Origin of the sequence: Flexivirga aerilata (assembly GCF_013002715.1) — a bacterium.
GTDB lineage: Bacteria > Actinomycetota > Actinomycetes > Actinomycetales > Dermatophilaceae > Flexivirga > Flexivirga aerilata.
Genome location: NZ_JABENB010000001.1, coordinates 1097209 through 1111751, shown reverse-complemented (window position 1 = coordinate 1111751; position 14543 = coordinate 1097209). Strand labels below are relative to the sequence as shown.

Below are 14543 nucleotides of genomic sequence, written 5' to 3'. Positions count from 1 at the left end.
TGGCAGGGTCGCCGGTTGTGCTTGTCAGTCGTCAAGCACGTCTCGACCAGGGGAAGACCGACACCGATGGCTCAGCGGGCAGTCCGCTCTCACCGTTTCGCACTCAGCGCCCTCCTCGGGCTGCTGCTCCTCGCCCTTCTCGCCGGCGTCGGCCTCGCGTCGTCCCCGGCCAGGGCGGGCGAGCGCGGCGCCGGCCACGCGCCCACCCAGGCGCCCAAGCGGATGCCGAAGCAGGTATCGAAGCAGGCGTCGACCAGCACGCTCTGGGACAGCCGCACCCCACTGGTCGACGGCCGCGGCGTGGCGGCGCCCGGTCTGCGCGGTGCGCGCAACAAGGACGGCGTCGCGCAGGTGCGGTTCGGGCCGTTCGGCGACGCGGTGGTCGCCGAGAAGGGCGGCCGGATCGTCTGGTTCGGCAGCACCTGGGCGCGCAGCGGCACCGTGCTGACCGACCCGGACGGGCGGGATCTGTCCGCCGACACCCTGGTCGTCGGCGACGACGGCCTGAGCAGCGTCGCGCTCGACCCCGGCTGGCCCTTCCGGCCCTACGTCTACGCGTTCTACCTGTCCAACACCAGGCTCGACGGGAGGCTCGACGGCAGCGGCCGGTGGACCACCGCGGAGTGCCCGCCGGACGGCCGGTGCATCGCCGACGCGAAGATCGTGCGGCTGACGGTCGCCACCCGTTTCGCCGGCGGCCGCTTCGTGAAGTACGTCTCCGGCCGCACGACTCTCGTCGACTCCGGCTGGTGCCAGGCGGTCCGGACCCACGGCATCGGCGACCTGCTGTTCGGGCCCGACGGCGCGCTCTACGCGTCGGCCGGCGACGGCACTCCGGAGGGACTCACCTGGGACGACAGCGCCCAGCGGCGCGCCTGCGCCGCGCAGGTGCCGGCGAAGTACGCCAGCCGGATGGCGCCGCTCGACGCGCGCGACCCCACCGTCCACCCGTCGCTGAACGGCAAGATCATCCGCATCGATCCGGCCACCGGCGAGGGCGCGCAGGGCAACCCGTGGCAGGCGTCGGACGACCCCAACCGCCGTCGCATCATCGGGCTCGGCTTCCGCAACCCGTTCCGGATGGCCTTCCAGCCCGGCACCGGCGTCCTCGCGATCAGCGCGATCGGACAGCGCAAGGTCGAAGCGGTCTACGAGGTCGCGGAGCCCCTCGCCGGACCGGCCGCGGTCAATTCTGGCTGGCCGTGCTGGGAGGTCGGCGAGCGCTTCCAGGACGGCCCGTTGTGCGCGGGCCTGTCCCTCGAGGCCGGCACGCTGCTGCGGCCCTCCATCCAGTGGTGGCACGGGCAGCCGCTCACCGCCGCCGAGCCCTGCCCGGCCGGCAAGGGCAGCTCGGCGATGGGGGTCGCCTACGCACCGGACTCGCGGTGGCTGCCCGCCCGATACCGCGGCGACCTGTTCTTCGGTGACTTCGCCCGCGGTTGCGTCTGGACCCGCTCCCCCGGCGGCGCGCCGCGGTTCCTCGCGCAGGTCCCGGCCCACACCATGCGCAGCATCACCGCCGGGCCGTTCGGTGGCATGTACTTCGTGGACTACCAGCAGGGCGCGGTCCGCCGGTTCAAACTGTGGCCGGGTGCGCGCCGGTGACAGCTGAGCTGGGTGGCGGGTAGGACACCGGCGGGCGCGTCGCCGTCATACAGCCGTCGCACAGGGTGCGCATAGAATCGGCTGCGGTGCAGCACAGTGACGGACGCGAAAGTGAGACACCATGAGCACCGCATCCGGCCTGAAACGACCTGACGGCAGCGCCGTCCGCGTCCTCGTCGTCGACGACGAGAGCAACCTGACCGAACTCCTCTCGATGGCGTTGCGCTACGAGGGGTGGGAGATCAAGAGCGCCGGCACCGGCTCCGGCGCGGTCCGCACGGCGAAGGAATTCCGGCCGGACGCCGTCGTGCTCGACATGATGCTTCCCGACTTCGACGGGCTGGAGGTGCTGCGCCGGCTGCGGGACGACGACCCGTCGCTGCCGGTGCTCTTCCTCACCGCACGGGACGCCGTCGAGGACCGGGTCGCCGGCCTCACCGCCGGCGGCGACGACTACGTCACCAAGCCGTTCTCCCTCGAGGAGGTCGTCGCACGCGTGCGGGCGCTGCTGCGGCGCTCGGTAGCGATGACCGAGGAGTCGTCGTCGGTGCTCACCGTCGGTGACCTGCGCCTCGACGAGGACAGCCACGAAGTCTTCCGTGGTGACACCGAGATCTCTTTGACCGCAACGGAATTCGAGCTTCTGCGCTACCTGATGCGCAACCCCAAGCGGGTGCTGTCCAAGGCACAGATCCTCGACCGCGTGTGGCACTACGACTTCGGCGGCCAGGCCAACGTCGTCGAGCTCTACATCTCCTACCTGCGCAAGAAGATCGACGCCGGCCGCGAGCCGATGATCCACACCATGCGCGGCGCGGGCTACGTGCTCAAGCCGGCCACGAGCTGAGCGAGTCCGCCCCCTCGATGAGCGCTTCCCTGCATCCTTCGCGGTGGACGCTGCGCACCAAGCTCGTCGCCTGGATGCTCCTGCTATTCCTCGCGGTGACGTTCGCGGTCGGCGCGCTCACCGTCTGGCAGCTCAACCGCACGCTGCGCGGCCAGGTGGACAACCAGCTCTACCAGTCGGCACGGGTCTTCGACGGGCCGGGCGGCCGGCTCACCATCGGCGGGCCGCCGCCGGTCGCCGGGCAGTCCATCCGGGTGACCCTCGACCGGTCGACCGGCACCGTCGCCCGGCTGGTCGTCAAACCCGCCGGATTCTCCACCGACTTCACCGTCGAGTCCGACAACACCGTCTACAGCTACCGCACCATCGACCACCTGAGCGACACCCAGGTCGCGCTGCTGCAGGCCGCGGGGATCGGACGCAACCCGACGTCGATCGACCTCGGCGGCTCACTCGGCGAATACCGAGTGATCGCAGTCCAATCCGAGGCCGCGGTTGCGACCGCGAACAACGGGGTGGCCGCCAAACCGGTCACCACGATCATCGGTCTGCCGACCGGGCCCAACCGCACGACGGTCGCCAAGACCGCGGTCGCGGTCGCGCTGCTCAGTGGAGCGGGCGTGATCCTGGTGGGGCTGGCCGCGGCATACATCATCCGGCGCAACCTGGAGCCGCTGCGCCGCGTCGCGGCGACCGCGACGAGGGTGTCGCGACTGCCCCTGTCGACGGGGGCCGTGGTCATGACCGAGCGGGTCGCCGACCGCGACACCGACGAGGGCACCGAGGTGGGGCAGGTCGGCGCGGCGTTCAACGGGATGCTCGACCACATCGACCACGCCTTGACCGCACGGCACGAGAGCGAGCAACGGGTGCGGCAGTTCGTCGCGGACGCCTCCCACGAACTGCGCACGCCGCTCGCGTCGATCCGCGGCTATGCGGAGTTGTCCCGCCGCGAGACCGAGCCGGTGCCGACCGGCGTCACGCACGCGCTCGGCCGCATCGAGTCCGAGTCGGACCGGATGACCGCACTCGTGGAGGACCTGCTGCTGCTCGCCCGGCTCGACTCCGGGCGGCCGCTCGACCGCGACCAGGTCGACCTGTCCCTGATCGCGATCGAGACCGTGAGCGACGCCCAGGCCGCCGGCCCGGGACACCTGTGGTCGCTGGACCTGCCGGAGGATCCCGTCGAGGTCGAGGGCGACGCCTCGCGCATCCGGCAGGTCGTCATCAACCTGCTGGCCAACGCGCGACGGCACACCCCCGAAGGCACCCGGGTGGTGCTGTCGCTGCGGCCCGACGGTGACGGCGTGCTGCTGCAGGTGCGTGACAACGGCCCCGGCATACCGGCCGCACTCGTGCCGCGCATCTTCGAGCGCTTCACCCGCGGCGACTCCGCCCGCAGCCGGTCGGAGGGCTCGACCGGCCTCGGCCTGTCGATCGTGCACGCCGTCGTCACCGCCCACCACGGCCGGGTGCGGGTCGAGTCGGTGCCGGGCGACACGGTCTTCTCGATCTGGCTGCCGCACCGGCAGCCGGGCGCCGCCCGATAACGCAAGCGGCCCCCGACGAATCGTCGAGGGCCGTGCGCGTTGTGCGGAGGCGGAGGGATTTGAACCCTCGATGGGGTTTTAAGCCCCAAACCCGCTTAGCAGGCGGGCGCCATAGACCAGACTAGGCGACGCCTCCAGCACACCCAGCTCGCTCACAGACACGCGGATTTTTGTATCCACTTGTCAGGCGGGCACCATGGTGAAGCGTGGCAAGGCTACCCAAGGGTGGCGCTCCGTCCAAAACGAGGGCAGGCCGAAGCAACCGAACGATCGGCTGTGACGTCTTCTGATTCAGCAGGCGACGATCCGGCGGGTGGGTGAGAATGACCGGCGGTCATAATTGTCACGGATCGATAACAGCGAAGGCAGGCGTATGACGGGCGATGCCCACACACCAGCATCACGGCACGGGGGGACACCTCGACGCCGTCCTGCGATCGATCCGGACGAGACGGTCGTGGCCAGCCGTCGCGCCATGTCGGGGCGGGACGAACGCCACGACGACAACCCCGCCGAGCCGCCCAGCTCGCGACAGGCCGCACGGGAGTTCCGGGCCCACGAGGTGCGCCGCGGCATCGGCCTGACCGCGCTGTCGGTGCTGCTGCCCGGACTCGGCCTGCTGTGGACGCGGCGCCGCAACGTCGGCCTGCTCTTCCTCGGGATCCTCGCGATCGTGCTGATCAGCCTGGCCATCATCCTGTTCAGCGGAGGCCTGGTGCACGGCAGCGCCCAATTGCTCACCACCAAGGGCCTGGTGCTGCTGCTCGGGATCTGCATCGGCGGCGGACTGCTGTGGCTCACCGGCATCGTGCTCACCGCGGTGACCACCGTCGGCGACCGGTGGCCGGGCCAGACCCGGTTGCTGCACGGCGGCTTCGCCGCGCTCATGTGCCTGGTCGTGGCGGCGCCCGTCGCGCTCGCCACCCGCGACGTGTGGATCACCAGGAGCACCTTCGGCACGGTCTTCCAGGGCAGCAAGAACAAGGACGCGGCCAACCCGGGCGGCGGCAGCAACCCGTGGAAGGACATCCCCCGCGTCAACATCCTGCTCTTCGGGTCCGACGCCGGCGCCGACCGCATCAAGCAGCGGCCCGACTCGCTCATCGTCGCGAGCGTCGACACCAAGACCGGCGACACCGTGCTGGTGAGCGTGCCGCGCAACATGGGGCACGCCCCGCTGCCGGCGTCCAACCCGCTGCACAGCAAGTACCCGAACGGCTTCACCTGCCTGCCCGGCCAGACCGACGCCGCGTGCGGCCTGATGGAAGGCATCTGGCAGGCCGGCGAGGACAACAAGAACCTCTTCCCGCCCGACAGCGAGGACCCCGGCCTGGTCACCACGCGGGACGCCGTCAGCGGGGTCACCGGCCTGAAGATCGACTACACCGCGACGGTCGACCTGCAGGGCTTCCAGCAACTCGTCGACGCCATGGGCGGGGTCTACGTCAACGTCAAGCCCGACCCCAACTCCAGCTTCGACGGCATCCCGATCGGCGGCAAGCTGGACAGCGCCGGCAACGTGGTCCCCGGATCGATCACCGGCACCATCAAGCCCGGCTACCAGAAGCTCGACGGCTACCAGGCGCTCTGGTATTCCCGCAGCCGGGTGGCGAGCGGCGACGACCAGCGCATGCGCCGGCAGCGCTGCATGATCAACAATCTGATCTCGCAGGTCAACCCGTTCGAGATGGTCCAGAAGTTCACCTCGATCATGTCGGTCGCCCAGAAGAACATCCGCATCGACATGAACCAGGACGACCTGCCCGCCTTCGCCACCCTCGCCAACCGGATGAAGGACGGCAACATGCGATCGGTCAACATCTCCGACCCGGTGAGCAACTCCAACCCCAACTTCGACCGGATCCACGCGCTCGTGCAGAAGGCGATCGACACCCCGCACAACCCCAAGGCACCGACGCCGCAGAAGTCCACGTCGCCGTCGGCGTCGCCGAGCAGCAGTTCGAGCGCGCCGAGCTCGAGCGGCTCGTCGAGCTCGACCTCGGCCAACCCGATCAGCGACACCGCAGACACCTGCTGACGCCGTGAGTTCGCGCACCGTGCTCGGCGTCACCGGAGGCGCCCTGGTCGTCGCCGCCGGCGTCGGCGGCTACATGTTCTGGCAGCAGGGCCAGGAAGTCGGCAAGGCCGACGACGCGGCCCGCGCGGCCGTGACGGCGTTCGCGCAGGACTGGTCGGCGCGCACCCTCGACAAAACGACGTATGTCGGCACCTCCCCGCAGGCCGCGGCCGCCAACTTCGCCACCGCGACCGGCGCGCTCGGCAACGGGCCGGTGAAGGTCGACGTCACCCGGTTCAACCGCGACGGCGACAACGCGACCGCGACGCTGCGGGTGCAGTGGTCGCTTGCCGGCGGCCGCACGTTCGCCTGGGACGACCCCGTGCGGCTGGTGAAGCAGAACGACGTGTGGGGTGTGCAGGTCAGCTCCAGCACCTCCCTCTGGCACCCGAAGCTGCAGGCGGGCGACTCGTTCGCGGTCAACACCTCCTCCGGCTCGCGCGGCGCGGTCACCGGCGCCGGCGGCAGCGAGGTGATGACCAACCAGCCGGTCTACGACATCTCGATCGACCCGGTGAAGGCAACCGACGCCTCGGTCGCACAACTGCAGAACACCACCAACGTCCCCGGGCTGGTGACCAAGCTGCAGGCCGCCAAGAAGTCCGGGTCGAAGGCGCCGATCCCGGTCCTGACCTACCGCCGCGACGACTACGTCGTGGTGCAGAACGACGTCGAACGACTCGACGGGGTGATCGTCGGGCAACGGCAGCAACCACTCGCCCCGACGCGCACCTGGGGCCAGCCGATGCTCGGCTCGGTCGGTCCGGTGACCGCCGACATGCTGAAGAAGAACCCGGGCCAATACCGCTCCGGTCAGATCGTCGGCCTGGCCGGCATGCAGGCGCAGTATGACCAGACCCTCGGCGCCACACCGGGATTCACCATCACCCCGCACTCCGACACCAGCCAGGTGCTCTACGGCACGGCCGCCAAGAGCGGGCGCAACGTCACCACCACCCTCGACCCGCGCGTGCAGACCGCCGCCGAGAAGGCCCTTGCCGGGCAGAACGGCAAACCGGCCGCGATCGTGGCGTTGGACGTGAAGAGCGGGAACGTGCTCGCGGTCGCCAACTCCCCGTCATACGGGATCGAGAGGGCGATGAGTGGGCACTACGCGCCGGGCTCGACGATGAAGATTGCGAGCGCCTATGCGTTGCTGGAGAAGGGATTTGACCCCAACACGGTCGTGCCGTGCCCGAAGAACGTCGTCGTCGACGGCTATCGGATCGGCAACTTCGAGGGTGAGACGGCCGGATCACCGAAATTCAGCGAAGACTTCGCCAAGTCGTGCAACACGGCATTCGTCAACGCCACCAAGGGTTTCGGCGACACCGACCTGCAGAAGGCGGCCGGTGCACTGGGCCTCGGGGTCGACTGGAGCAAGCAGGTCGGCTTCGACGGCGCGTATGCCGGCAGCGTCCCGGCGGCGAACAGCCCTACCGACAAAGCGGTTTCGGTCTTCGGGCAAGGTCGGGTGCTGGCGTCGCCGCTGTCGGTCGCGGTGATGGCCGGTTCGGTCGCGCGCGGGTCGATGATCCCGCCGGTGCTGGTCACCGATCCCGCGCAGGAGGGGTCCCGAGCCCCGAAACCGTTGGACGCCAAGGCGATCGGCGGGCTGCGGTCGATGATGCGACTGACCGTCACCAACGGCACGGCGACCGATCTCAAGAGCACCCCGGGCGGCGATGTCTACGCCAAGACCGGCACCTCGGAGTTTTCCGAGGGCGGCAGGAGCGGCGCGCACGCGTGGCTGGCGGGCTGGCAGGGCAACGTCGCCTTCTGCGTGCTGGTCGAAGACGTGCCGACCGGCAAGAGCGGCGGCACCGTCGCCGCCCCGGTCGCCAAGGACTTCCTCTCCAAGCTCGCCGCGAGCTGAGCGCACGGGTCCTCGCCTCCGGCGACCCGCGGCATACGGACGACAAAACGCCCCGGCACCGAGACGGTGCCGGGGCGCTCTGCTGGTCGGATCAGGACCCGACCATGAGAAGTCTGATGTCTAGGACGTTCAGACCGGGACCACGTTGGTGGCCTGCGGGCCCTTGTCGCCCTGGGTGATCTCGAACTCGACGCGCTGCGCCTCCTCAAGGCTGCGGTAGCCCTGAGTCTGGATGGCGGAGAAGTGAACGAAGACGTCGGGGCCGCCGCCGTCCTGGGCAATGAAGCCGAAGCCCTTCTCAGCGTTGAACCACTTGACGGTTCCCTGTGCCATTGGGGGTAACTCTCAATCTGTTTGTTTCATGGCTGCCGGTCGCGAACTTTACGCGGCCGTCGAAAGCTGAGGCATCCCCCCAATGGGTGAACAACCGCTCACAAACTGTGGCGCCCGTCGGTGCGGGCGCCGGAGTCCAACGAGGAACTGCAACTGCATTCGAACCACGACCGTAGCACGCTCGGTGTGAACGCGAGGTGACAAGGAGTTGGCGGATCGCGAGGCCGAACTGGGGGCGATCTGCCGAGGAGCCGCCGACGGCCGAAACTGATTGAGAGATAAGGCAGAAGCGACGGCGAGCAGCGACCTACAGCGCTGGCTTGAGGGTTGACTCGGGGGCCGGTGCACCGGCCCGTTTCAGGTAGCGGAGGGCGTGGGATTCGAACCCACGATGCGCGTGAACGCATAGCGGTTTTCAAGACCGCCGCACTAGGCCACTATGCGAGCCCTCCTGATCGTGCGACCTGGCCGCACGAGATCCTGCACATCGTACGTCGGGCCGGCGACGGGATCACGCAGGCGTCGTCGGCGCACGGTCGAACCCGCCGGGGCCGCCGAGTAGGGTCGCCTGGAACACCTGCCGCGCACGGGCGAGCACGCGCCGAGGTAACAAGAAACAACAAGGAAACAACAAGGAAGGACCCGCGATGAGCAAGCTGGGCTTCGTCGTCGGAATCGCCGCCGGATACGTGATCGGAGCGCGCGCCGGCCGCGAGCGATACGAGCAGATCAGGCAGATCGCCGGGCGCGCCTGGAACCACCCTGCGGTCGTCGATCAGCGCAGCAGGACCACCGAGCAGATCAAGCAGCGTGGTCCCGAGGTCGCCGCGGCAGCCGGCCAGGCGGCGATCAAGGGCGCCGGCCAGGCCGCGAAAAGCGCTGTCACTGCTGGGTTTCAAGCCGCCGTCGGCCACAAGCCGGGCCCGGTCGTGTCCGGGACGCTCGCCGACGGCGCGTCATACGACCAGGGCGCGAGCAGCGCCGAGGCCGCGGACGAAAGCCTCGCCAGGGCCGGCAAGCCGACGCGCTGAACGCGCCGAGGGCGGGGTGTCGTGGACCTCGACCCCTCCGGCGTCTAACGTGGGAGCGAGCCACACCCCAGCAACGGCGCGGAAAATCCGGGTCGGGGGTGGTTTGGAGCCGTCGGTTTCCCGGCGGTTTGCCACGATCGACGGATCGGCATCGGAGGGTGCCGGTCCACGAGACAAGGACAGGACCATTCATGAACCGCACTGACCTCGCGAGCACGATCGCACAGCGCACCGGTGTGAGCGTCAAGGACGCCAACGCTGTCATCGCCGGCCTCAACGACGTCATCCTCGAGGCGATCGGCCGTGGTGAGAAGGTCCAGCTGCCGGGCCTGCTCACCATCGAGCGCGTCGACCGGGCGGCTCGCACCGGCCGCAACCCCCGCACCCGCGAGGAGATCCAGATCCCCGCGTCGAAGGCCGCCAAGGTGACCGTCGGCTCCAAGCTGAAGGCCGCCGCCAAGGGCGAGTGACCTCTCACGCACGAACGCGATGGGGCGTGGTGACCGAGTCGGTCACCACGCCCCATCGCGTTGTGCAGCCCCTTGCTCAGCCGCCGCGCGCCGGAGTCAGATCCACAACTCCGGGTCGGCATAGAGATCGGGCTGCACCGACGGCGACTGCGGGAAGCGCACCTTGGCCGGTATGCCGGTGGCGATCGCCTGCGGCGGGACGTCCTTCACGACGACGGCGTTGGCCCCGATCTGGGAGTGCGGGCCGATGAAGACCGGGCCGAGCACGCGCGCACCGGCGCCGATCGTCACGCCGTCACCGACCGTCGGGTGCCGCTTGACCCGGTCGAGCGACCGGCCGCCCAGTGTCACGCCGTGGTAGAGCATCACGTCGTCGCCGACCTCGGCCGTCTCGCCGATGACGACACCCATCCCGTGGTCGATGAAGAACCGGCGACCGATCGTCGCGCCCGGGTGGATCTCGACCCCGGTCGCCGCACGGGCCGCCTGCGACACCAGCCGGGCCGGCAGCCGCCACCGGCCGCCGCGCTGCCACATGCGGTGGGAGACCCGGTGCGCCCACAGCGCCTGCAGGCCGGGTGAGGCGAGCGCCATCTCCAGCCGCGACGTCGTCGCCGGGTCGCGCAGCAGCGCCGCGTCGAGGTCCTCCCGGACCGCCGCGACGGCGTCACGCACCGACTGGGACACCGGCTTACGCCCCGACCCGGTCGTCAGCATGCCGGCAGGAGGCGGATCGACGACAGGGGACGAGTGACGAGGAGGAGCGGAACGACGCTTCTCGTCACGTGCAGCGTGGAGCGGGCCATACCGATCAGTGTCTCAGTCGAGCAGACCCTCGAAGAGGATGGTCGACAGGTAGCGCTCGCCGAAGCTCGGGATGACCACGACGATCGTCTTGCCGGCCGACTCCGGGCGGGCGGCGACCTGCGCGGCGGCCGCGAGCGCGGCGCCGGAGGAGATGCCGACCAGCAGGCCCTCGTCGGTGGCGGCCTTGCGGGCCCACTCGACGGCGGTCTGCGCGTCGACGTCGATGACCTCGTCATACACCTCGCGGTCGAGGATCTCCGGCACGAAGTTGGCGCCGAGGCCCTGGATCTTGTGCGGGCCGGGGTCGCCGCCGTTGAGGATGGGCGACTCGGCCGGCTCGACGGCGACGATCCGCACGTCCGGCTTGCGGTCCTTGAGCACCTGACCCACGCCGGTGATGGTGCCGCCGGTGCCGATGCCGGAGACGAGGATGTCGATCTGGCCGTCGGTGTCCTTCCAGATCTCCTCCGCGGTGGTCTCGCGGTGGATCTGCGGGTTGGCCTTGTTGGCGAACTGCCGGGCGAGCACGCCGCCGCGCTCCTTGGCGATCTCCTCGGCCTTGGCGACCGCACCCTTCATGCCCTCGGCGCCCGGGGTGAGGATGAGCTCAGCGCCATACGCCTTGAGGAGGGCCTTGCGCTCCTTGCTCATCGTCTCGGGCATGGCCAGCACGACGTTGTAGCCCTTGGCGGCGCCGACCATCGCGAGCGCGATGCCGGTGTTGCCGCTGGTCGCCTCGACGATGGTGCCGCCCGGCTTCAGCTCCCCCGAATCCTCGGCTGCCTTGATGATCGCGGCACCGATGCGGTCCTTGACCGAGGCGGCCGGGTTGTTGAACTCCAGCTTGGCGGCCACGGTCGCACCGTTGGCCGAAGTGTCGATGATCCGGTTGATGCGGACCAGCGGGGTGTTGCCGATCGCCTGGGTGACGTCGTCGAGGATGGGCACGAGCGAGACCTTCTTTTTTCTCGGGCCGCCGAGCGCGGCAGTGGAGACGTTATGACCATTCCAACAGGCCGTTATCGTATGGCGCAAGCCGCGTCCACGACGGCGGAGGTTACTGACCGGTAACAGCTGGTTAGACTGCCCCTCATGTCAGCTCTGCAGATCATCGCCGCGGTGCTCACCCTCGCGATCACCGCCGCCGGCATCGCCTTCGCGGTGCCCGCGGTGCTGAGCATCGTCGGCGGCTTCCGCCTCGGCCAGCCGGAAAACCGCTCCGACCACAAGCTCGAACGCACCAAGACGCTGATCCGGGAGTTCCTCGGGCACACCCGGATGTCGCGGCTGCCGATCGTCGCGGTCGCCCACTGGTTCACGATGATCTCCTTCATCGTGCTGTCGCTGGCGGTGCTCGCGTCCTACTTCCAGATCTGGGACCCGACGTTCGTGCTGCCGATCATCGGCCACTTCGTGCTCTTCGAGTGGGTCACCGAGATCCTCGGCTGGGGCGGCCTGATCGGCATCGTGTGGCTGATCTGGAACCGCCGCAAGAACCACCCGGCCCGCTCGGCCGGCCGCGACGGGCGCCGCTCGCGCTTCTTCGGCTCGACCTTCTGGCAGGCCTACTTCGTCGAGATCGTCATCCTGATCGAGATCATCTGCGTGCTCGTGTTGCGCGGCCTCGAATACGCGATCGCCAAGGACGAGGGCGAGGGCACCGCGAACGCCCTGCACTTCCCGCTGACCTTCTGGTACGGCAACGGTTTTCACGCCCTCGACGTCGACACCGTGAAGTCGCTCATCGTCGTGATCTCGGCGATCAAGATCATCACCGCGATGACCTGGCTGATCGTCATCTCGCGCAACGTGACGATGGGCGTCGCCTGGCACCGCTTCCTCGCCTTCTTCAACATCTTCTTCAAGCGGCACGCCGACGGCCGCACGTCGCTCGGTGCGCTGCAGCCGATGGAGGTCGATGGCAAGCCGGTCACGATGGAGCTGCTCGAGGAGCTCGACGAGGACGCCTCCTTCGGGGTCGGCAACGTCGAGGAGTTCACCTGGAAGGGCCTGCTCGACTTCTCCACCTGCACCGAGTGCGGCCGCTGCCAGAGCCAGTGCCCCGCCTGGAACACCGACAAGCCGCTCTCGCCGAAGCTGCTGATGATGACGCTGCGCGACCACGCGCACGCGAAAGCGCCCTACCTCGAGGCGGCGGCGAAGGCCGGCGGCACCGGCCCGGCGACCGCCGACAACCCGATCACGCAGATCCCGCTGATCGGCGCGACGGGGTATGACGAGCAGGCGGCGCTCACGGCATACAACCCGCTGGGCGAGGCCGACGCGATCGTCGACCAGGACGTGCTGTGGTCGTGCACCACCTGCGGCGCGTGCGTCGAGCAGTGCCCGGTCGACATCGAGCACGTCGACCACATCGTCGACATGCGCCGCTACCAGACGCTGATCGAATCGGCCTTCCCGAGCGAGCTCGGCGGCCTCTTCAAGAACCTCGAGGGCAAGCAGAACCCGTGGGGCATGGCGGCCCGCGCGCGGCTCGACTGGGCCAAGGGCCTGCCCTTCGACGTGAAGGTCTTCGGGCAGGACGTCGAGTCGCTGTCCGAAGTCGACTACCTCTTCTGGGTCGGCTGCGCCGGCGCCTACGAGGACCGCGCCAAGAAGACGACCCGCGCGGTCGCCGAACTCCTTGACACTGCTGGGGTTTCGTTCGCCGTGCTGGGCGACGGCGAGGCCTGCACCGGTGACCCGGCACGGCGTGCGGGCAACGAGATGCTCTTCCAGGCGCTGGCGTCGCAGAACGTCGAGACGCTCAAGGAGGCCGGCGCCACCAAGATCGTGGTCACCTGCGCACACTGCTTCAACACGCTGAAGAACGAGTATCCGCAGCTGGGCGGCGACTACGAGGTGGTGCACCACACGCAGCTGCTCAACCGCCTCGTGCGCGAGAAGAAGCTGGTGCCGGTGGCCCGCCCGGACGAGGCCGAGACGTCCAACATCGCCTCGACCGCCCCGACCGTGACCTACCACGACCCCTGCTACCTGGGTCGGCACAACGGGGTCTACGCGCCGCCGCGCGAGCTGATCGGCTCGCTGCCCGGCGTCGAACTGCGCGAGATGGAGCGCTCGGGCATGACCTCCTTCTGCTGCGGTGCCGGTGGCGCGCGCATGTGGATGGAGGAGAAGCTCGGCACGCGCATCAACCTCAACCGCACCAAGGAGGCCGTGGCGACCGGCGCCGACCGGATCGCGATCGGCTGCCCGTTCTGCCGGGTGATGCTGACCGACGGCCTGACCGCCGAGCAGTCCGACGGCAACGCACGCGAGGACGTCGAGGTCGTCGACGTGGCGAACATGCTGCTGGCCGCGGTGAAGCGGGGCAAGGGCAACGGCACGGGCGAGGACGCGCCGGAGCCGGCTGCGTCTGCGTAGCTAGGGGCGGGACAGCGTGCGCTGCCAATGCGCCTCGGCGGTGGCGGTGCGCGACGCGCCATAGGTGCGCAGCAGCTCGGCGATCTCGGGGTGCCCCGGTGCGGCGAGGTCGGCCACGGCGAGCCAGTCGGCCGCGTCGGCGACCTGACGGAAGAGCTCCTGCACCTGCCGCGCGCCCGACTCGCGATCGGGCGCCAGTGCGGTCGTCACCGTGTGGGTGGTGGTCCAACTGTCCTGCGACGCCTCGATCTCAGGTATGACGGCAGCCGCCTCCTGCCCGGTGAGTTTCCCGGCGGCGAGGTCGCCCGCGAGCGCCCGCAGCCGGGTGAGCCGGGCGTGCGCCATCGGGTTGCCGATCTTGACCCGGCGACCGCTCACCAGGTGCGACAGCATCGGCGCGGACAGTCCGAGCACCTGCGCGATGCGGCCCTGGGTGAGCCCGAGCGTGCCGCCGATCTGCTCGATGACCTGTGCGAGGGGCGCGCCATACAGCTCGGTCTGCGCGGCGCGGCCGGCGGCGATGTCGTCCATGGCGGCCAGCCTAGGAATTTTTGTTGACG

The 14543-nt window shown here is 69.5% G+C and carries 12 protein-coding genes and 2 tRNA genes; 8 read left to right on the top strand and 6 right to left on the bottom strand.

What is annotated here, in order from left to right; translation table 11 throughout:
• Positions 1-66 precede the first annotated feature (66 nt).
• From HJ588_RS05235 to HJ588_RS05225, 3 genes are all read left to right on the top strand, one after another.
• A complete protein-coding gene (locus HJ588_RS05235; protein ID WP_171152720.1) occupies positions 67-1605 on the top strand; it encodes a PQQ-dependent sugar dehydrogenase in 1539 nt (512 codons plus the stop codon).
• Positions 1606-1726: 121 nt separating this feature from the next.
• On the top strand, positions 1727-2452 hold the full coding sequence (locus tag HJ588_RS05230; RefSeq protein ID WP_281358809.1) for a response regulator transcription factor: 726 nt from the start codon (positions 1727-1729) through the stop codon (positions 2450-2452).
• Positions 2453-2469: 17 nt separating this feature from the next.
• On the top strand, positions 2470-4002 hold the full coding sequence (locus HJ588_RS05225) for a sensor histidine kinase (protein ID WP_171152718.1): 1533 nt from the start codon (positions 2470-2472) through the stop codon (positions 4000-4002).
• Positions 4003-4046: 44 nt separating this feature from the next.
• Here the strand turns inward: HJ588_RS05225 and HJ588_RS05220 are convergent.
• Positions 4047-4138, bottom strand: a tRNA-Ser gene (locus HJ588_RS05220).
• A gap of 321 nt (positions 4139-4459) precedes the next feature.
• Between HJ588_RS05220 and HJ588_RS05215 the strand changes: the two genes are divergently transcribed.
• Positions 4460-6040: an LCP family glycopolymer transferase gene (locus tag HJ588_RS05215; protein ID WP_171152716.1), complete on the top strand. Its 1581-nt coding sequence runs from the start codon at positions 4460-4462 to the stop codon at positions 6038-6040.
• A gap of 4 nt (positions 6041-6044) precedes the next feature.
• The gene (locus HJ588_RS05210) at positions 6045-7955 is read left to right on the top strand and encodes a penicillin-binding transpeptidase domain-containing protein (protein ID WP_171152714.1); all 1911 of its coding nucleotides are present in this window, start codon (positions 6045-6047) and stop codon (positions 7953-7955) included.
• 129 nt (positions 7956-8084) lie between these two features.
• Here the strand turns inward: HJ588_RS05210 and HJ588_RS05205 are convergent, their stop codons facing one another.
• Together HJ588_RS05205 and HJ588_RS05200 are read right to left on the bottom strand one after the other, a co-directional pair.
• A complete protein-coding gene (locus HJ588_RS05205; protein WP_171152712.1) occupies positions 8085-8288 on the bottom strand; it encodes a cold-shock protein in 204 nt (67 codons plus the stop codon).
• A gap of 365 nt (positions 8289-8653) precedes the next feature.
• Positions 8654-8740, bottom strand: a tRNA-Ser gene (locus tag HJ588_RS05200).
• Between the two features lie 195 nt (positions 8741-8935).
• Between HJ588_RS05200 and HJ588_RS05195 the strand changes: the two genes are divergently transcribed.
• Both HJ588_RS05195 and HJ588_RS05190 read left to right on the top strand, forming a co-directional pair.
• Positions 8936-9319, top strand: a complete 384-nt coding sequence (locus HJ588_RS05195) for a hypothetical protein (RefSeq protein WP_171152710.1) — start codon at positions 8936-8938, stop codon at positions 9317-9319.
• Positions 9320-9510: 191 nt separating this feature from the next.
• Complete coding sequence (locus HJ588_RS05190) at positions 9511-9789, top strand: HU family DNA-binding protein (protein WP_171152708.1); 279 nt, start codon at positions 9511-9513, stop codon at positions 9787-9789.
• Positions 9790-9885: 96 nt separating this feature from the next.
• Here HJ588_RS05190 and epsC read toward each other — a convergent pair whose 3' ends face one another.
• Both epsC and cysK read right to left on the bottom strand, forming a co-directional pair.
• A complete protein-coding gene (gene epsC, locus HJ588_RS05185) occupies positions 9886-10506 on the bottom strand; it encodes a serine O-acetyltransferase EpsC (RefSeq protein WP_171152705.1) in 621 nt (206 codons plus the stop codon).
• Between the two features lie 102 nt (positions 10507-10608).
• The gene (gene cysK, locus HJ588_RS05180; protein WP_171152702.1) at positions 10609-11544 is read right to left on the bottom strand and encodes a cysteine synthase A; all 936 of its coding nucleotides are present in this window, start codon (positions 11542-11544) and stop codon (positions 10609-10611) included.
• 144 nt (positions 11545-11688) lie between these two features.
• On the opposite strand from cysK, the gene HJ588_RS05175 reads away from it, so the two are divergent.
• Positions 11689-13983 carry a (Fe-S)-binding protein gene (locus tag HJ588_RS05175; protein ID WP_171152700.1) on the top strand — a complete coding sequence of 765 codons (2295 nt, stop codon included), beginning with the start codon at positions 11689-11691 and terminating at the stop codon, positions 13981-13983.
• Here the strand turns inward: HJ588_RS05175 and HJ588_RS05170 are convergent, their stop codons facing one another.
• Positions 13984-14514, bottom strand: coding sequence for a DNA-binding protein (locus tag HJ588_RS05170; protein ID WP_171152698.1), 531 nt, complete (start codon positions 14512-14514; stop codon positions 13984-13986).
• Positions 14515-14543 lie beyond the last annotated feature (29 nt).

Excerpts from the sequence above, each read along its gene's own strand:
- HJ588_RS05235 (WP_171152720.1), top strand. The coding sequence starts at position 67 with ATGGCTCAGCGGGCAGTCCGCTCTCACCGTTTCGCACTCAGCGCCCTC.
- HJ588_RS05230 (WP_281358809.1), top strand. The coding sequence starts at position 1,727 with ATGAGCACCGCATCCGGCCTGAAACGACCTGACGGCAGCGCCGTCCGC.
- HJ588_RS05225 (WP_171152718.1), top strand. The coding sequence starts at position 2,470 with ATGAGCGCTTCCCTGCATCCTTCGCGGTGGACGCTGCGCACCAAGCTC.
- HJ588_RS05205 (WP_171152712.1), bottom strand. The coding sequence starts at position 8,288 with ATGGCACAGGGAACCGTCAAGTGGTTCAACGCTGAGAAGGGCTTCGGC.
- HJ588_RS05195 (WP_171152710.1), top strand. The coding sequence starts at position 8,936 with ATGAGCAAGCTGGGCTTCGTCGTCGGAATCGCCGCCGGATACGTGATC.
- HJ588_RS05190 (WP_171152708.1), top strand. The coding sequence starts at position 9,511 with ATGAACCGCACTGACCTCGCGAGCACGATCGCACAGCGCACCGGTGTG.
- epsC (WP_171152705.1), bottom strand. The coding sequence starts at position 10,506 with ATGCTGACGACCGGGTCGGGGCGTAAGCCGGTGTCCCAGTCGGTGCGT.
- HJ588_RS05175 (WP_171152700.1), top strand. The coding sequence starts at position 11,689 with ATGTCAGCTCTGCAGATCATCGCCGCGGTGCTCACCCTCGCGATCACC.
- HJ588_RS05170 (WP_171152698.1), bottom strand. The coding sequence starts at position 14,514 with ATGGACGACATCGCCGCCGGCCGCGCCGCGCAGACCGAGCTGTATGGC.